Here is a 16,723-nt window from a genome sequence, read left to right as displayed (position 1 = left end):
CGCAGTTCCCCGCGCCCCTGAAAGGGCGCTTCCGCACCCGGCATCGGACTCCGCCCGGTCCTCTCAGACACGCCCAACTGACCTCACAGGAACGGAACATGTACGCAGATCTCCTCTTCACCGGCGGCCCCGTTCTCACCCCCGAGGGCCGTACCGCGACCGCCGTGGCCGTCACCGGCGACCGCATCACCGCCGTAGGACATGACGAGGTCCTGGATCTCAAGGGGCCCCGGACCGAAGTGGTCGACCTGGCGGGGCGGTTGCTGCTGCCGGGCTTCCAGGACGCGCACATCCACCCGGTCCCGGCCGGTCTGGAGCTCACCCAGTGCGATCTGACCCGGGCCAGGACGGCGAAGGAGACCGTGGACGCCGTGCGCGCGTACGCGGCGGCGCATCCGGAGCGGGAGTGGATCACCGGGGGCGGCTGGTCGATGGAGGCCTTCGAGGGCGGTACGCCGACGAAGGAGCTGCTGGACGCCGTCGTCCCCGACCGGCCGGTCTATCTGCCCAACCGCGACCATCACGGCGCCTGGGTCAACAGCCGCGCCCTCGAACTAGCCGGCATCACGCGGGACACGCCCGACCCGGTCGACGGGCGGATCGACCGGCAGGCCTCGGGCTCGGGCTCGGGCTCGGGCGAGCCGAGCGGCACGCTCCAGGAAGGCGCGATGCAACTGGTCGGGCGCCTCACTCCCCCGGCCACCCCGGCCGACCGGCTCGCCGCCCTGCTGCACGCCCAGCGCCATCTGCACTCCCTCGGCATCACGGCCTGGCAGGACGCGCTCGTCGGATCCTTCCTCGGTATGGACGACCCGTCCGACGCGTATCTGACGGCTGCCCGGGACGGCTCGCTCACCGCGCGTGTCGTCGGCTCCCTGTGGTGGGACCGCGAGCGCGGGGCCGAGCAGATCCCCGAACTGGTGGAGCGGCGCGCCGCGTTGAGCCACGGCCGGTTCCGGGCGGGCACGGTCAAGCTGATGCTGGACGGGGTCGCCGAGACCGGGACGGCAGCGCTGCTCGACCCGTATCTGGACAAGTGCGGCTGTGCCACCGCCAACAGGGGCACAAGCTTCATCGATCCCGGGCAACTTCCCAAGTACGTCACCGAGTTGGACTCGCTCGGCTTCCAGTGCCACTTCCACGCCCTGGGCGACCGGGCCGTACGCGACGCCCTGGACGCGATCGAGGCCGCCCGGGAGGCCAACGGACCGAGCGACACCCGGCCCCATCTGGCGCACCTTCAGGTCGTGCACCCCGACGACGTGCCGCGTTTCGCCCGGCTCGGCGCGACCGCCAACATCCAGCCCCTGTGGGCGGCTCACGAACCGCAGATGGACGAGCTCACCATTCCCTTCCTGGGCCCCGAACGGGCCGCGTGGCAGTACCCATTCGGCGCCCTGCTCCGCTCCGGTGCCACGCTCGCCGCGGGCAGCGACTGGCCCGTCAGCAGCCCCGATCCGCTTGAGGGCATCCATGTCGCGGTCAACCGCGTGACCCCGGACGGCGAGGGCGCGCCGGTGTTCCTGCCCGCCGAACGCATCGGTCTCACCGAGGCGTTGACCGCGTACACCGCGGGCTCGGCGTATGTGAACCACCTCGACGACTCCGGCCGGGTGCGTGCGGGGGCGCTGGCGGATCTGGTGGTCCTGGACCGCGACCCGTTCGACCGTCCGCTTGAGGAGGTCGCGGGGACGAGGGTGGCGCTCACCTATGTGGGAGGGGTGGGAGTGTACGCAGCTCAAGAGGCCTGAGCAGTAACGGAGATCACCACCGGGGTGCGGCGTAGATCATTTACGCTCTGGGGAGTCTCGTTCCGCTTTTCGGTTCAACTTCCTTACCGTGGAGTGGAGTTCGAGCGTGTGGGCGGTTCCCCTGCCGCCCATGCCCGCAGGGGCGGGGGGCTCTGCGCGCCGTCTCCCGAAAGGAACCACATGCCTCAGGACGTCACCCTCGGCCTCCCCGTCAGCAGAGATCCGGAGCAGCCGAACGCCCCGCTCCAGCCCTCGGAGGCGGGGAACGCCCTGGCCCGCCTCATGGGGGAACGTATCAAGGGGAGCACGGAGCAGTACCGAAGGTCCCAGAACGCCGCCCGGCAGCGCCTGGACGCACTCGGATCCGGCCACCGGGGCACCACGCTCCATGTGGAGGGAGCCTTCCGGCTGGCGCAGCCCTCGTACCTCCCGCCCGACGAGGAGGGTCACGCCAGGCTGAGCCGCCTCGACGCCGATCTGCGTCTGATCGAGGAGGCCTTCCCCCAGGTCGGCACCGATGTCGAGATCTGCCGGCTGACCTGCACGATGCTGGAGGAAGCTTGGCGGAGCCGGGCACTCGCCCCGCCGCACGAGGAGGAGCTCACCGCCGCCTGCGCCTGCCCGCTGTGCCGTCGGCTGCCCACGCCTCCCGCACGCACCCTGGGCGACTACGACTGGCGGCAGAGCGCCGGTCGCCCCCTGGCCGTCAAGACCTGGCCGCATCGCCGGGAACTCGACAGCGTCCTGACCGGTGGCTGGTCCTGGACCCGGCAGTTGAACGACCTCGAACGGGACATGGGCCACCGCCACCGCTTCGAGGACGACATCCTCGTCTTCCACGAATACAAACGCGTGATCGACACCATCGACGCCACGCGCCTCACCCAGCACATCGCGGGCCGCCTGGCCGAGAACTTCAGCACCAACAGCGCACGGGCCCTGGTCAGCGGACTCTTCGCGGCCCACAAGCGATCCGTCGACGAGTACTGGCTCCGCGAGCACGCCTCGGGCAGGGTCACGCTTCCCCAGGGCAACCCGCTCACCCAGAGCACCTACTCGCTCCTCCAGATGCTGGACTGCCTGTTCTGGCACGTCGCACCCGACACCGAACTCTGGCAGGAGGAGAACCTCGCCTCCCTCCTGCTGTGCCGTGTCATCGACGACATGACCGATGTGCGAGCCGACTCGCTCACCGGCGAGATCAGCAACTTCTGGCTCGCCGCGATGCCCACCCACACCAAGGCCCTCTACGCCGCCTGCGCCATAGCCCTCGTCAAGTACGGCTGCATGCCCGAGGCGCACGAGCCGATGTGGAACACCTGGCTGATGACCACCACCATCACCTGGATGGGGCTCACGGGCCGCCACGCCCTGTGGTTCGACGGCATCACCCAGGGCCTCCCCCCGGCCGAGGGGTGCCCGCTCTGCGACCTCCAGCCCAATCCGTGCACCGGCATCCTCACCGAGGGCACCACCCTCACCATCGCCCCGCGGCCCACCGCACCGGCACTGAGCACCCGGGCCGCCGAGCTGTCCGCACGCTGCCGGGACCAGTACCCCCGGACCTGGCCCCTCTTCGACGCCGAACTGCACGCCTTCGAAGCACTGCACGGACCCTGGTACGGCGACATCGACAGCGCGTGGGAGATCCTGCGCCGCACCTACATAGCCGCCGTGGAGGCATCCGGCGCCGCGCCCTCCCCGGCCCGCGCCCGTGAGGTCCAGGAAGACTCCGGCGTGGTCGGATCCGAGAGGTTCCACACCCTGCACGACCCTCGGACCGGAAGGGAGGACACCGCACTGCTCGCCTACATGTTCGCGGGCGCCCACCCGCACTTCCTCTGGAACGCCACCGGATTCCGTCCCACCGGTGTCGAAGGCGACTGGCTCGACGGCTGACGAGCCGGTCCTTTCCCCTGGACGACGCTGCCCGGCCGGAAACCGGCCGGGCAGTGGCCCCTGGCGTGGCCTAGACGGTGAACTCGACCGGCAGAGTGTCCAGCCGGAACTCCCATGTGGAGGCAGTCGAGCTGAGTTCCTCCGGCGGTACGGTCAGGCGCAGGCCCGTCAGCCGGTGCAGCAGGACGTTCACGCCGACCTCGATGATGGACTGGCCGATGTTCTGCCCGGGGCATTCGTGCGGACCGGAGCTGAAGGCCAGGTGCGACTGGTTGCCCTGGACCGCCACGCCGTCGTCGGGTCGTATCTCCGGGTCGACGTTGCCCGGGGCGAGGCCGAGCAGGAGCAGGTCGCCCTCCTCGATGCCGTGCCCGCCGAGCTCCAGTTCACTGGTGGCGAACCGCCCTGGCAGGACAGCCAGCGGCGGGGTGTTCCACATGACCTCCTCCACCACGGCGGACACGTTCAGCTGACCGCTGATCAGCCCGGACAGCCGCTCCGCGTCGCTCAGGACCAGCTGGAGCACCCGGGCCAGCAGGTTGCTGGTCGTGGTGTGGGCGGCGATCAGCACCAGACGCAGATGGCTGACGACCTCGTCCTCGTCCAGCGCCGCCGGGTGCTCCAGCAGGGCGGTGGTGAAGTCCGCACCCGGCTCGACCCGCTTGCGCGCGGCGAGTTCGCCCAGGATCTGCATGATGTGGCCGTTGTGCACGAGGGCGCCCTCGCCGCCCTTGAAGACCTGGGCGCACGACTCGATCAGACGGAGCCCGTCCGCCTTGGGAAGGCCCAGGATCCGGGTCAGCACCAGCATCGGCAGGTGCTCGGCGTAGTCGGCCACCAGGTCGGCGCGCCCGGTGTCGGCGAACACGTCGATCTGCTGGTTCGCGAAGTACGTGGCGTGCCGCCGGATGCCGCGGCTGGAGGCGGCCAGCAGTCCGTCGGTGACCGCGCCGCGCAGCCTGCGGTGCGGCTCGCCGTCCTGGGAGACGCAGTCGGGGCGCCAGCCCAGCATCGGCACCAGCGGCGAGGTCTCCGCGATCCGGCCCTCCCGCCAGTCCCGCCAGATACGGGCGTCCCGGCTGAACTGACGGGGGTTGTCCAGCACCCGCCGGTTGTCGCGGTAGCCGAGCACCAGCCAGGCGGGAACGTCACCCTCCAGGAGCACCGGTGCGACGGAGCCGTGCTCCTTGCGCAGCCGCTCGTAGAGGGCCTGCGGGTCGGTGGCCGCGTCCGGGCCGTACAGCCGCGTGAGTTCCGCCCCGCCGTGCGCGACGGGGCACCCGCGGGGCGCGTCGGGACCGTTCGGGGTCTGGTCGTTCATCTGGGCTCCAGAGCGACGACGGAGCGGTCCTTCACATGACGTATCAGGGCGATCAGTACGTCACGGCTGGAGGCCCGGTCACGGGCGTCGCAGGCCACGACCGGGATGTGCGGGGGGATGTCCAGGGCGTCCCGGATCTCCTCGACCGGATAGTGCCGGGAGTCCGGGAAGATGTTCAGGGCGACGACGAAGGGGACGTTCTGCCGCTCCATCTCCTCGATCGCCCGGAAGCTGGAGGCCAGGCGCCGGGTGTCGACCAGGACGACGGCGCCGAGCGCTCCCTTGAACAGGCCGTTCCACAGGAACCAGAACCGCTCCTGGCCCGGGGTGCCGAACAGGTACAGCATCAGGCTGTCGTTGAGGCTGATCTTGCCGAAGTCCAGGCTGACGGTGGTCTCCGTCTTGTCGGCGACTCCGATGAGGTGGTCGTCGCCGGCGCTGGCCTCGGTGAGGGTCTCCTCGGTGGTGAGCGGCTTGATGTCGCTCACCGAGCCGACCAGCGTGGTCTTCCCGGTGCCGAATCCGCCGGCGATCATCACCTTGACCGAGCGGGTTCCCCCGTCGTCCGGCCGGCCGAGCCGGTCAAAGCCGTTCAAGTCCACTGAGTACCTCCTCAAGGAGCGCGAGGTCGGGCCCGCGGCGGGCGTCGTGCGCCGGGACGGGGTCACGGGCTTCCACGCGGTCCGCCTCCAGCAGGTCCGTCAGCAGCACCGCGAGAATGTTGAAGGGCAGTCCCAGGTAGGCGGCTAGTTCGGCCACCGACAGCGGTTCGCGGCAGCGCCGGAGGATCTCCTCGTGCTCGTGCTGAAGTCCTGGGACGGGGGCGGTGCGGGAGACGATGAGGGTCGCCACGTCGAGGCTCGACGCCGAACCGCCCGGTCCGCTGCGTCCCCCGGTGAGGACGTAGTAACGCTCGAGACCGGACGGATCCGTGGGCCCGGAAGGAGCACTCATCCAGAGTGCTCCTCCAGGCGCGGAGAGGTGCCGAGGAGCTCGCCCATCCTGCGGGCCAGGTCCCTCATCTGGTGTCCGAGCAGGCCTTGGTCGAGGCCCTCACGGGCGAGCACACCGAGGTAGGTCTCCACACCCGCGCGCACGACGAAGAGGTGTCCGCCGTCGACCTCGATCATCGCCAGCCGCAGCTGTCCGCGCTGTCCGGCGGGCCGGGTGAACTGCTCGGCGACCGGCTGGGCCAGCGCCTGGAGGCCGGCCACCACCGCGGCGAAGCGGTCCACGTCGTCGGGGTCCTCGGCGCCGAAGGAGGTGATGGCCTTGCCGTCGCTGGAGGCCACGAGGGCGAAGCGGATCTCCGGGATGGACTCCACGAGGTCGCGGAGCGCCCAGCTCACGTCGGTTCCCTGTTGCGTCATGTGGACTAGTCGCTCTCTTCAGTGCGGTGCTCGGTGGACTCGCGGCCGTCGGCCTGTCCGGCCGCCTCCTCGGGCTCGCGGCCGGCGGTGGCGAACGCGGCAAGACCGGCGAACGACGCGTCCGGGGGGACGGCGAAGGCACTCGCCCCCGCGGTCCGCTCGGTGCGCTCGGCCGGCTGCTGCCGGGGCTCCTCACCGCGTCTGCTGCGGCGCCGGGGCAGTCCACCGGGTGTGGTGTCCGCCGCTTCTTCGGCGGTCGCCTGCGGGGCCGTTCCCCTGGCGGGGGCGGGCGCGGGCGCGGCGGTCTGCGCCACCGGTGCTGCCGCGGGCAGCGGGCTGAAGTACTTGTGCGGGACCACCACGACCACCGAGGTACCGAGCCAGGGCGAGTCCGCGAAGGTGACGCGGATGCCGTAGCGGCGGGCCAGGATGCCGACGACCCGGAGGCCGATGGTGGCGTCCTCGGTGATGCCGCCGAGACCCGGTCCGGCTCCGGTGCCGGTGAGCGCCTGCTCGGCCTCGAGCTTCTTCTCCTCGCTCAGGCCCTTGCCGGAGTCCTGGATCTCGATGCCGACGCCGTTGGGCACCTCCTTGCCGGAGACGATCACCGGCTCGGTGGGCGGCGAGTAGCGGGCCGCGTTGTCCAGGAGATGGGCGAAGATCAGCGTGAGGTGGTCCACCAGCCCGCCGTCGACGCCGAGTTCGGGCAGATGGCGTACGTCGACCCGCTGGAACTCCTTGATACGGCCGATGCCGCCGCGGACCACGCTGAGCAGCCGCTGGGGCTCCTGCCACTGCCGGCCGGGCCGGTCCGAGCCGCCCAGCACACCGATGCTGGCGGCGAGACAGTCGGCGGGGCCGATCTCCTGGTCGAGCTCCATCAGGCCGCGTGCCACGGAGGGCAGCCGGCCGTGCTCGCCCTGCATCTCGTGCAGACGGCCACGGAGCTTGCTGGTCAGCACATGGATACGGTTGCCGATGCTGATCACGGCCTGCTCGGCGGAGGTCGAGCGGTCGAACTCCTGCTCCACACCGATCAGCGAGGTCCTGAGGACCTTGCGCAGCTCGGCCTGGAGCTCGGCGCTCACCTTGGCGCACTGGTTGGTGGCCGGCAGCAGGTCGTCGATGGCATCGCCGGCCCGCAACTGCTCCAGCGCCTGCGGGAGTTGCTCGTCGGCGAGCCGGGCGACCGCGGACAGCTGGTGCGCCAGCTGCTCCTGCCAGATCTCGGCCCGGTCGGCGAGCTGGGACTCGTACGAGGCGGCCTGGTCGGCCAGCCGCTGCTCATAGGCGCGCGCCTGCTCGGCGAGCTGGGACTCGTAGGCGGCGGACTGTTCGCCGAGCCGGAGGTCCTGGGCGGTGTACTCGGCGGCGAACTTCCGCTCCAGTTGGCCCACATGCTGCTGCCACTGCTGGGAGTGCTCGGCCTGCGAGGTACGGAAGGATCCCTCGGCCCGCCGCAACTCCTTGCGGGTGCGGATCAGGAGCCGGACGCACACGGAGCCCGCCGCCGTCGCGGCGGCGCCGGCCACGGCCGCGGTGATGCGGTCCGAGCTCATGAACGTGGCGGCAACCGTCCCGCCTCCCAAGGCCAGTGGCATCAGCCACCAGCCGTACCAGGCGACAGGGGCCCGCGCCGCCGGTGGCGGAGTGGCGAGTTCCATCTGCATCCTTCGAAGCAACACAATCGAACAACGGGGGGGTGTGCAAGGGGAATCGCACTGAGGGGGACGCGTCACGGGACGACCGATGGTGATCGGGCCAACTCGCGGCGCCAGAGGGGAGCTTATCGGGTTTGAACACCAAAAGATCAACCTCACGGCCCGGCGGAAGTGAGGGTTCCGTCACGCTCAGCCAGCATGCGCGCATCGACAAATGTCCATACTGACCAGCACGGTTGCGCGAACGGACGTTGTCGGTAAGTGATAACCCCGCCCCCGACACCTGTTCGCCGGTGATAGACCCTGACGTGTTACCGACGGGTATCGTCGCCGCGTGTCGAAGAGAGCCGCGTTGGTGACCGACGAACCGGGCGGGCCGTTCAAGGCCCTGCCCCCGGGTCTGCACCACCACCTCAGACCGTTCTTCGCCGACATCACCGAGGAGGTCGTACGCGCGATCAGAACCGAGATCCCCGAGTACGCACGCCCCGCCGACGACACCTACATGCAGGCCGTGCACCGGGGTGTGGACCACGCGCTCCAGGGGTTCCTGGAGCGGATGGCCCAGCCGGACACCGACTGGGAGCCGGTGCAGGCGACCTACCAGCGCATCGGACGCGGGGAGGCGGAGGAGGGCCGCAGCCTGGACTCCTTCCAGTCCGCGCTCAGGCTCGGTGCCCGGGTGACATGGCGGCGGGTGAACGCGCTCGTCGACGCCGATCTGGTGCCGCGCACTGTGCTGGGCGCGTTCGGTGAGGCGCTGTTCCTGCACCTGGACGAGATGGCGGCCGCGACGACCGCCGGGTACACCGAGGCGCGGCTGCATGCCGCGGGCGAGCTCCAGCAGCGCCGGACGCGGCTGATCGACCTGCTCACCGCCGATCCGCCCGCCTCGGCCGAGGCCATCGCGGAGCTCGCGCACAGCGCGCGCTGGCCGGTGCCCCGGACCCTGGCGGTGGTCGCGGTCGACCACGGGCCACCGACCGGGAGCGGGCCCTTCGGGCCACGGCCGGGAAGCGGCCCGATCGAGCCAGCGTCGGGCAGCGGGCCCCTCGCCGGCGCGGCGGGAGCCGGTCCGGTCACGCCCACGGCGCGGGGCGGGCTCCTCGCACCGTCGCCAGGAGCGGGCCCGCTCGCGTCACCGCCGGGCAGAAGACCCCAGACGGCCTCGCCAGGAGCCGACCCGACCGCAGGCTCCGGACGCCCCGCGCCCCCGTCGGGGTCGGGCCCGATCGCACCGCCGGCCGGCATGAGGCCCCCTGCGGCCCTGTCAGGAGCCGACGCGATCGGGCCGCCGTCGGCCCGCGGGCCCATAGTGCCGCCGGAGTTCCTCGCCCGGTTCGATGTGCGGCCCGCGGTGCTGGTCGTGCCCGATCCCGAAGGCCCCGGCCGGGCACGGGCCGTCGCGGGAGCGTTGCAGGGCCGGCGCGCGGCGATGGGGCCGACCGTCGCCCTCCACGAGGGCGCGCGGTCGCTGCGCTGGGCGTGCGAGGCCCTGGACCTGATGCGCCGGGGCGTCCTTCCGGACACCGAACTGCTGCGCTGCCAGGACCATCTGGCCACGCTCCTGCTGCTGCGCGACGAGGCCCTGGTCGACGCGATGGCCGAACGCCGACTGCGCCCGCTGGAGCAGGTGCGGCCACCGCAGCGCGAACGGCTCGCGGAGACCCTGCTGAGCTGGCTGAACTCCGGGCACAACGCGAGCGAGGTCGCCGTCCGGCTCGCGGTGCACCCGCAGACCGTGCGCTACCGCATGCGCCAGCTGGACGAGCTGTTCGGTGGTCAACTGCACGATCCGACCGCCCAGTTCGAGATGCAGCTGGCGCTGCGGGCCCTTCAGTTGCGCAACGGCGTCAGCCGGTGAGGACGACGAGCTGCTGGGTGGCGCGGGTCATCGCGACGTAGTGGTCGACCGCCCCCTCCACGCCCTGGCCGAACTTCTCCGGGTCGACCAGGACGACCAGGTCGAACTCGAGTCCCTTCGACAGCTCCGGGGTCAGCGACCGCACCCGGGACGTCGCCCGGAACGCGGGGTCACCGATGACACAGGCGATCCCGTCGGCGTGCGCGGCCAGCCAGGTGTCGAGGACCGATTCCAGCTCCGCGAACTCCGCGTGGACGACCGGGACCCCGCTGCTGCGGATGGAGGTCGGCACGTTGGCGTCCGGGAGCGCGGCCCGGATGACCGGCTCGGCCTCCGCCATGATCTCCTCCGGCGTGCGGTAGTTGATGCTCAGGGAGGCCATCTCGATCCGGTCGAGCCCGACCCGCTCCAGGCGTTCCTGCCACGACTCCGTGAACCCGTGCCTGGCCTGCGCGCGGTCCCCGACGATGGTGAAGCTCCGGGACGGGCAGCGCAGCAGCAGCATCTGCCACTCGGCGTCGGTGAGTTCCTGGGCCTCGTCCACGACGATGTGCGCGAACGGACCGGCGAGCAGGTCCGGATCGGCGGTGACCAGTTCGGACTCGTCGACCAGGCTGACCTTGGCGTCCTCCCCGCGCAACATCGTCACCAGACCTTCACCGTCGTCCCCGTCGGCCCCGGAGTTGGACACGGCCTCGATCAGGTTGTCGACGACCCGTGCCATGTGCTCCCGCTGCACGGCGAGGGCGGCCTTGTGCCGGACCTGGCGCCGGGCCGCCTCCGGGTCACCGAGCCGCTGCCGGGCCGCGTCCAGGAACGGCAGGTCGGACACCGTCCAGGCCTGGGCCTCCGCGCGCTGGAGAACACGCACCTCGTCGGGGCCGAGCCAGGGAGCGCACATGCGCAGGTAGGCGGGTACCGTCCACAGGTCTCCGACGATGTCGGCCGCTTCGAGCAGCGGCCAGGCGCGGTCGAAGGTGGTGCGCAGTTCCCTGTTCTGCCGCAGCGACTTGCGGAGCAGGTCGGGCGACACGTCGCCCTCGTGCTTGTCGATCAGGATGGTGAGCAGTTCCTCCCAGACCTGGTCGCGCGCCTCGTTGTGCGCGGTGCCGGGTTCCGCCGCGTCGAACGCCACCGCCCACTCGTCGGCGCTCAGCGGGATGTCGGACCAGTGGGTGGTGACCGTCATCCCCTTGGCGGGCGGCTCCTCGTAGAACCTGACGGCCTTCTCGATCGCCCCCACCAGCTCCGCGGACGACTTGAGCCGGGCCGCCTCCGGGTCGGCCTCGGTCCCCGCTGTGGCTCCTTCGGCGACCAGGTCCCGCAGGATGCAGGTCTGCACGCCCTCCTCACCGAGGCTCGGGAGGACGTCGGAGACGTACGACAGATACGGCCGGTGCGGGCCGACGAAGAGCACGCCGCCGCGACGGTGGCCGAGGCGCGGGTCGGAGTGCAGGAGGTAGGCGGAGCGGTGCAGGGCGACGACGGTCTTGCCGGTGCCCGGACCGCCGTCGACGACGAGTGCGCCGCGCGATCCCGCGCGGATGATGGCGTCCTGGTCGGCCTGGATGGTGCCGAGGACGTCCCGCATCCGGGGCGAGCGGTTGCTGCCCAGGCTGGCGATGAAGGCGGACTGGTCGTCGAGCGCGGCATGGTGTTCCAGCCCGTCGGTGGTGAACACCTCGTCCCAGTAGTCGCTGATCCGGCCGCCGGTCCAGCGGTACCTGCGGCGGCTGGTGAGCCCCATCGGGTTGCCGTGGGTGGCGCCGAAGAAGGGTTCGGCGGCGGGCGAGCGCCAGTCGACGAGCAGTCGGCGGCCGGTGCTGTCGGTGAGGCCTAGCCGTCCGACGTAGAGGGGCTCGGAGTCGTCGGCGGAGACCATGTGTCCCAGGCACAGGTCGAGCCCGAAGCGGCGCAGGGTGCGCAGGCGGGCGGTCAGCCGGTGGATCTCCGTGTCCCGGTCCATCGCGTGGCGGCCCATGCCGCCGGGTGCCCTGCGCGCGGCGTCGAGCTGTCCGGACACCTCGGCGATGGACTGCGCGAGGCACTCGGCGAGGGCCGCGAAATGCTGCTCGTCGCCGGCGATCAGCGCCGGGTCGGCCTTGGACGAGAGTCGGTCGGGGAGGTCGAACGCGCTGGTGGGCAGGGTGTTCAAATGATCAGCTCCGATATGAGGTCGCGTATGACCATGGTGCACGGCGAAGGGTGCGGACCGGCCCGGCGGGCCTGGTGGCCGCCCCGGGACGCTCCGGTCGCGGGGGTTCAGGCGGACACGGTGGGCTTCCCCTGGCCGATGAGGTCGAGGACGAGCTTGGCGGCCACCGCCGCCCCGTCGGTCCGGACGGCCTCCCCCACGGTCCGGGCCCGCTCACGGGTCTCGGGGGCCAGGGCGGTGGCGAGCGCGGCGGACAGAGACGCGAAGGTCGGTGTCGGACCGTCGTGTGCCGCGCCGATGCCCAGGTCGGCCGCCCGGCCCGCCCAGTACGGCTGGTCCGCGAGCTGGGGCACCAGCACCTGGGGCACGCCGGCCCGGGCGGCCGTCGTGGTCGTGCCCGCGCCGCCGTGGTGCACGACGGCGGCGACCCGGGGGAACAGCGCCTGGTGGTTGGTGTCGCCGACGGCGAAGCAGTCGTCCTGGCCGTCGATCAGGCTCAGGTCGGCCCAGCCACGCCCGAGGAGCACCCGGTGCCCCTGCGCGCGGACCGCGTCGACGGCCACCTGGGCGACGTCCGTCGACTCACGCATGGGCATGCTGCCGAAGCCCACGAACACCGGCGGTTCACCGGCCTCCAGGAACGCCAGCAGGTCGTCCGGCAGCGGGCGTTCGTCCGGCAGCGCCCACGCTCCGGTCCGTACGACGTCGAAGTCCGCCGTCTCCTGCCACGGGTCCAGGACGGGGTCCGTGGCCAGCCACGGCCGGTCACCGATCACGTAGTCACGGACGTCGGCCACCGGGGGCAGGCCGATCGACGCCCGGCTGGAGTTGAGCGCCTCGCCGAACAGCGCGTTGATGTTCTCGGCGTCCAGCTTCCACAGCACCCGGTTGTCGGTCACGTCGGTCGGCAGGGGCCGGCCCGGATAGGCCAGTGGGCGGCGCAGCGGGGAGGGCAGGGTGAGCTGCTGGAAGGTGACGGACACGGCGGGGATGCCGAACTTCTCGGCCACCGACAGCGCGCCGGCCGCGGCCGAGATCATGCCGGTCGCCACCACCAGGTCGCATCCCTCGGCCGCCGCGGTGACCCCCTCCAGCTGGGCGGCGAGCACGGCGGCCGCGCGCTGGGGCAGGTTCGCGGCCGACGGCGGTGGCGCCTGGGTGGTCAGCGCCCGCGCGGACGGGCCGACCCGCACCAGCGGCACGCCGATCCGGTCCAGCAGCTTGGCGAACTCCTCGTCCGCCGGCGCGCACACCCGTACCTCCACGCCGAGCGCCTTCAGTTCCAGCGCGAGCGCCGCCATCGGCTGGACATCCCCGCGCGACCCGTACGTCGACAGCAGAACTCGCACTTCGGACTCCCCGTTCTCCGTGTTTTCCGGCTTCGAGCGGAGATTCTGCGGTACGGACGGGGCCTTGCCGCAAGCCCCCCGGTGCGCTATATGTTGAACATGGCAAGGAGGACTGTTCCCCTTGCCCTTTCTTTTTGCCGCCTCAGAGCGCCTGCCGCAGCGTGACCGACTGCGGTGCGAAACCTCCCCGTTCGTAGAAGCGGATCGCGTCGGTGTTGGCCGCGTACGCCGTCACCTCGGCTTGCTCGACGCGGACGTACATGCTGACCAGGGTCACGGATTTCACCGGCCGCATCGCCGTGGGCCCGGTGACCGAAACCCATCACGGGTCCCACTACCCGCCCCTGGCAATCCACCACGCGCACGAGTCGCTCCGGGTCCTCCACGAAGAGCCCCGCACTGGATCAGTCATGCCCGAAGGCTAGCGGGACCCCCTGACATCATGGACACCTGTCCAGCTATAGTGGACGCCTGTCCAAGAGACTGAGGGAGATCATGGAAGCGGTAGCGAACGTGCTGGTGGCTCTGGTGGCCGTGCTGCACGCGTACATCCTGGTGATGGAGATGTTCCTGTGGCAGAAGAAGCCGGGGATGTCCTTCCACGGCTTCGACCGGGAGATGGCCAAGGCCACCGCGGCGATGGCCGCCAACCAGGGCCTCTACAACGGCTTTCTCGCGGCGGGCCTGGTGTGGGGCCTGATCGCCGCCGACCCGACGGGCTTCCGCGCCCAGGTGTTCTTCCTGTCCTGCGTCATCGTGGCGGGCGTGTACGGCGCGGTCACCGCCAACATCCGCATCCTCGCCGCGCAGGCCCTGCCCGGTGCGCTCGCCCTGGGCGCGGTCCTGCTGGCCCGGTGACCCGCGCCGCACCCGAGGACCCCCGCGCGGCGCGCACCCGGGCGAAGCTCCGCGAGGCGCTGCTCGCGGAGTGCGCCGAGCGTCCGCTCGCGGAGGTCGGCGTGGCCGCGCTGGTCCGCCGGGCGGGGGTCGGACGGGCCACGTTCTACGTCCATTACGACGGCCTGGAGGCGCTGGCCGTCGACGCCTGCGCGGACGTCGTACGTGAGGCCGTGGAGGCGCTGCACGCCTGGCGCGGACGGCCCGACCCGGTGCACGCGCCGCCGGCGCTCCCGGCGTTCTTCGCCTCGCTCGCTCCCCATGCCGCGCTGTACCGGGCCCTGCTCGGCCCGGGCGGCGGCGGGCCGCTGGGCCGGGTCCTGCACCGGGACCTGCGGGCCTACAGCCTCCGCGAGCGCGAACTCGCGGGTGCCGCCGACGCCCCGCTGGTGGCCTCGGCGGTCGCCGCCACGTTCGCCGGCGTGCTGGCCGACTGGCTGCACGGACTGCTGGAGGGCGGCCCGCAGGACATCGCCGACCAGGTCTGGCAGTTGCTGGTCGCCCTGCACGCCAGCCGGTGACGGATCACGCGCAGCCCATGCCCTTCTTCACCTGCGGCCAGGCCTCCACACCGTCGGGGGTGCGGACGTACGCCGTCCTCTTGTCGTCCGTCAGCCACAACTGCCGCTCCCCCAGGCGGTATCCGGTGTCCTCGGCGTCGGCGGGCAGGGGGACGTCGCCGTCGTACGGGGCCTCCAGCATGTCGTCGCCGAGGACTCCGTCCGGATCACGGGCGTAGCTCAGCTCCTCCTTGCCCTCCCGCACGGACAGGAAGTGCGCCTTCTGCCAGTCGCAGTGGGCGGGCCCGATCGAGCTGCTGATGAGGGAGACCGGCACCCGCTCGCCGTCGCGATCGGTCCAGATCTCGTAGCCCTGGGAGTCGGTCCAGCTCGCCCGGAACTCCGCCGGGTCGCAGGACGCGCTGGTCTCCGGGCCCCAACCGGGCCGGTTCTTGCGGTCCTTGGCGACGATCACCGCCATCTTGGTCCGGCCGTCGACGTCGTAGGAGTACAGGACCCGGCCGCCCTCCTCACGCTCCACCCGGAAGCCCTCGCGCGGTCCGTCGGGCTGCTCGATCTCGAAGTACGCCCGCAGTCCGTCCTCCGGGGTCGTGCCGCCGTCGCCCTCGCTCCACGGTTCGCTGCCGCCCGCCGAGTAGATGTCCCAGTCGCACTCCAGGGCCCGGGCCGCGGCGCCCGTGTCGACGAGGTCGGAGCGGTCGTCCTTCTCCTCGTCCCACGCCTTGCCGGGGATGTACAGCGGTCCGCTGTAGGGCGTGGCCGGGGCCCCGCCCTCGACGACCATCTCCTTCCCGGACCCCGACCCCGACCCGGTCTCGGACCCGCACCCCGCGGCCGCCACCGCCATCAGCGCCGTCACAACCAGCAAGCCTCTGCGCATCCCCCACCCCTGTTCACCGGACACGGTCCTGATCCTCAGACGTGGCGGGGGCGGAGAACGTTCGGTTCAGCGGGCGGCCGTCTGGAACGTGCGCCGGTAGGCCTGCGGTGACACCCCGATCGCCGCGTGCAGATGCTGGCGCAGCGAGGCGCCGGTGGCGAAGCCGACCTGGCCGGCGATCTGGTCCACCGGCAGGTCGCTGGCCTCCAGCAGGTGCCGGGCCCGGGCCACCCGCTGCTGGATCAGCCAGCGGCCGGGGCTGAGCCCGACCTCGTCGTGGAAGCGGCGGGCGAAGGTGCGCAGGCTCATCCGGGCGTGGGCGGCGAGGTCGGTCAGGGTGAGGGGTTCGCCGAGACGGTCGAGGGCCCAGGAGCGGGTCGCCGACGTGCTCGCGGCGCCCTGCTCGGGGACCGGCCGCTCGATGTACTGCGCCTGGCCGCCGTCGCGGAAGGGGGGTACGACGCAGCGGCGGGCGACGGCGTTGGCCAGTTCACTGCCGTGGTCGGTGCGCACGATGTGCAGACAGACGTCGACTCCGGAGGCGGCTCCGGCGGAGGTCAGGATCCGCCCGTCGTCGACGAAGAGGACGTCCGGGTCGAGCGCGATGTGCGGGTACATCCGCCGGAAGCTGTCCGCGAGATGCCAGTGGGTGGTGGCCCTGCGGCCGTCGAGGAGTCCGGCCGCGGCGAGTACGAAGGCGCCGGTGCAGATCGACACGATCCGCGCGTCGGGGCGGACGAGGGCGAGGGCCGCCCCGACCCCCTCGGGGAGGTCGGCGGTCACACGGTCCCCCGAGACGGGCGCGATCACCACGATGTCGGCGGTGGCCAGCACCTCGGGGCCATGGTCGACCGTGATCGCGAAGTCGGCGTTGCTGCGCACCGGGCGGCCGTCGACCGTGCAGGTCAACACCTCGTACCGGCCGTCGGCGGCGCCGAAGATCCGACTGGGGATGCCCAGCTCGAAGGGGTACACGCCCTCCAGGGCCAGGACGACGACTCGCTCGGCACGCTGCATGGCACGATTCTATCGGAGGTTGGCAATCATGCCATTTC

At 71.7% G+C, this 16,723-nt stretch carries 15 protein-coding genes; 5 read left to right on the top strand and 10 right to left on the bottom strand.

What is annotated here, in order from left to right; translation table 11 throughout:
- The first annotated feature begins 98 nt into the window (after window positions 1–98).
- Both HLK59_RS20155 and HLK59_RS20150 read left to right on the top strand, forming a co-directional pair.
- The gene (locus tag HLK59_RS20155; protein WP_171142869.1) at window positions 99–1,751 is read left to right on the top strand and encodes an amidohydrolase; all 1,653 of its coding nucleotides are present in this window, start codon (window positions 99–101) and stop codon (window positions 1,749–1,751) included.
- A gap of 180 nt (window positions 1,752–1,931) precedes the next feature.
- Window positions 1,932–3,650: a hypothetical protein gene (locus tag HLK59_RS20150; RefSeq protein WP_206327347.1), complete on the top strand. Its 1,719-nt coding sequence runs from the start codon at window positions 1,932–1,934 to the stop codon at window positions 3,648–3,650.
- A gap of 70 nt (window positions 3,651–3,720) precedes the next feature.
- Here HLK59_RS20150 and HLK59_RS20145 read toward each other — a convergent pair whose 3' ends face one another.
- Genes HLK59_RS20145 through HLK59_RS20125 form a run of 5 tightly spaced genes read right to left on the bottom strand, consistent with a single transcriptional unit; the run spans window position 3,721 to window position 8,005 of the window.
- The gene (locus HLK59_RS20145) at window positions 3,721–4,971 is read right to left on the bottom strand and encodes a cytochrome P450 (RefSeq protein WP_171142868.1); all 1,251 of its coding nucleotides are present in this window, start codon (window positions 4,969–4,971) and stop codon (window positions 3,721–3,723) included.
- The gene (locus HLK59_RS20140) at window positions 4,968–5,573 is read right to left on the bottom strand and encodes an ATP/GTP-binding protein (RefSeq protein WP_346779772.1); all 606 of its coding nucleotides are present in this window, start codon (window positions 5,571–5,573) and stop codon (window positions 4,968–4,970) included. Before HLK59_RS20140 ends, HLK59_RS20145 begins: the two co-directional genes overlap by 4 nt.
- Window positions 5,554–5,925 carry a DUF742 domain-containing protein gene (locus HLK59_RS20135; RefSeq protein ID WP_171142867.1) on the bottom strand — a complete coding sequence of 124 codons (372 nt, stop codon included), beginning with the start codon at window positions 5,923–5,925 and terminating at the stop codon, window positions 5,554–5,556. The genes HLK59_RS20140 and HLK59_RS20135 overlap by 20 nt, the downstream gene beginning before the upstream one ends.
- Window positions 5,922–6,341, bottom strand: coding sequence for a roadblock/LC7 domain-containing protein (locus HLK59_RS20130; RefSeq protein WP_171142866.1), 420 nt, complete (start codon window positions 6,339–6,341; stop codon window positions 5,922–5,924). Before HLK59_RS20130 ends, HLK59_RS20135 begins: the two co-directional genes overlap by 4 nt.
- 5 nt (window positions 6,342–6,346) lie before the next feature.
- Window positions 6,347–8,005 carry a sensor histidine kinase gene (locus tag HLK59_RS20125; protein WP_171142865.1) on the bottom strand — a complete coding sequence of 553 codons (1,659 nt, stop codon included), beginning with the start codon at window positions 8,003–8,005 and terminating at the stop codon, window positions 6,347–6,349.
- A gap of 331 nt (window positions 8,006–8,336) precedes the next feature.
- On the opposite strand from HLK59_RS20125, the gene HLK59_RS51120 reads away from it, so the two are divergent.
- Window positions 8,337–9,866 carry a helix-turn-helix domain-containing protein gene (locus HLK59_RS51120; protein WP_346779771.1) on the top strand — a complete coding sequence of 510 codons (1,530 nt, stop codon included), beginning with the start codon at window positions 8,337–8,339 and terminating at the stop codon, window positions 9,864–9,866.
- Here HLK59_RS51120 and helR read toward each other — a convergent pair.
- The 3 genes from helR to HLK59_RS52020 form a co-directional block, all read right to left on the bottom strand.
- Window positions 9,856–12,021, bottom strand: a complete 2,166-nt coding sequence (helR, locus tag HLK59_RS20115; RefSeq protein ID WP_171142864.1) for an RNA polymerase recycling motor ATPase HelR — start codon at window positions 12,019–12,021, stop codon at window positions 9,856–9,858. The genes HLK59_RS51120 and helR overlap by 11 nt on opposite strands.
- 107 nt (window positions 12,022–12,128) lie before the next feature.
- The gene (locus tag HLK59_RS20110) at window positions 12,129–13,370 is read right to left on the bottom strand and encodes a glycosyltransferase (RefSeq protein WP_171142863.1); all 1,242 of its coding nucleotides are present in this window, start codon (window positions 13,368–13,370) and stop codon (window positions 12,129–12,131) included.
- A gap of 142 nt (window positions 13,371–13,512) precedes the next feature.
- A complete protein-coding gene (locus HLK59_RS52020) occupies window positions 13,513–13,647 on the bottom strand; it encodes a hypothetical protein (protein ID WP_277349504.1) in 135 nt (44 codons plus the stop codon).
- A gap of 218 nt (window positions 13,648–13,865) precedes the next feature.
- On the opposite strand from HLK59_RS52020, the gene HLK59_RS20105 reads away from it, so the two are divergent.
- On the top strand, window positions 13,866–14,228 hold the full coding sequence (locus HLK59_RS20105) for a DUF1304 domain-containing protein (RefSeq protein WP_171142862.1): 363 nt from the start codon (window positions 13,866–13,868) through the stop codon (window positions 14,226–14,228).
- Window positions 14,225–14,788, top strand: a complete 564-nt coding sequence (locus HLK59_RS20100; protein WP_171142861.1) for a TetR/AcrR family transcriptional regulator — start codon at window positions 14,225–14,227, stop codon at window positions 14,786–14,788. The genes HLK59_RS20105 and HLK59_RS20100 overlap by 4 nt, the downstream gene beginning before the upstream one ends.
- A gap of 4 nt (window positions 14,789–14,792) precedes the next feature.
- Here the strand turns inward: HLK59_RS20100 and HLK59_RS20095 are convergent, their stop codons facing one another.
- Entirely contained in the window at window positions 14,793–15,668 is an 876-nt protein-coding gene (locus HLK59_RS20095; RefSeq protein WP_171142860.1) for a hypothetical protein, read from the bottom strand.
- 66 nt (window positions 15,669–15,734) lie between these two features.
- Window positions 15,735–16,685 carry a helix-turn-helix domain-containing protein gene (locus HLK59_RS20090; protein ID WP_171142859.1) on the bottom strand — a complete coding sequence of 317 codons (951 nt, stop codon included), beginning with the start codon at window positions 16,683–16,685 and terminating at the stop codon, window positions 15,735–15,737.
- Between the last annotated feature and the right edge of the window lie 38 nt (window positions 16,686–16,723).

This window comes from Streptomyces sp. S3(2020) (assembly GCF_013044505.1).
In the GTDB taxonomy this organism is placed as follows: Bacteria; Actinomycetota; Actinomycetes; order Streptomycetales; family Streptomycetaceae; genus Streptomyces.
Note: the sequence above shows the minus strand (reverse complement) of the source record. Positions and strands in the feature narration are given on the sequence as shown.

Coding starts and splice junctions, on each gene's coding strand:
- HLK59_RS20135 (WP_171142867.1), bottom strand. CDS start 5,925: ATGAGTGCTCCTTCCGGGCCCACGGATCCGTCCGGTCTCGAGCGTTAC.
- HLK59_RS20125 (WP_171142865.1), bottom strand. CDS start 8,005: ATGGAACTCGCCACTCCGCCACCGGCGGCGCGGGCCCCTGTCGCCTGG.
- HLK59_RS20105 (WP_171142862.1), top strand. CDS start 13,866: ATGGAAGCGGTAGCGAACGTGCTGGTGGCTCTGGTGGCCGTGCTGCAC.
- HLK59_RS20155 (WP_171142869.1), top strand. CDS start 99: ATGTACGCAGATCTCCTCTTCACCGGCGGCCCCGTTCTCACCCCCGAG.
- HLK59_RS20145 (WP_171142868.1), bottom strand. CDS start 4,971: ATGAACGACCAGACCCCGAACGGTCCCGACGCGCCCCGCGGGTGCCCC.
- HLK59_RS20130 (WP_171142866.1), bottom strand. CDS start 6,341: ATGACGCAACAGGGAACCGACGTGAGCTGGGCGCTCCGCGACCTCGTG.
- HLK59_RS20095 (WP_171142860.1), bottom strand. CDS start 15,668: ATGCGCAGAGGCTTGCTGGTTGTGACGGCGCTGATGGCGGTGGCGGCC.
- HLK59_RS20090 (WP_171142859.1), bottom strand. CDS start 16,685: ATGCAGCGTGCCGAGCGAGTCGTCGTCCTGGCCCTGGAGGGCGTGTAC.
- HLK59_RS20150 (WP_206327347.1), top strand. CDS start 1,932: ATGCCTCAGGACGTCACCCTCGGCCTCCCCGTCAGCAGAGATCCGGAG.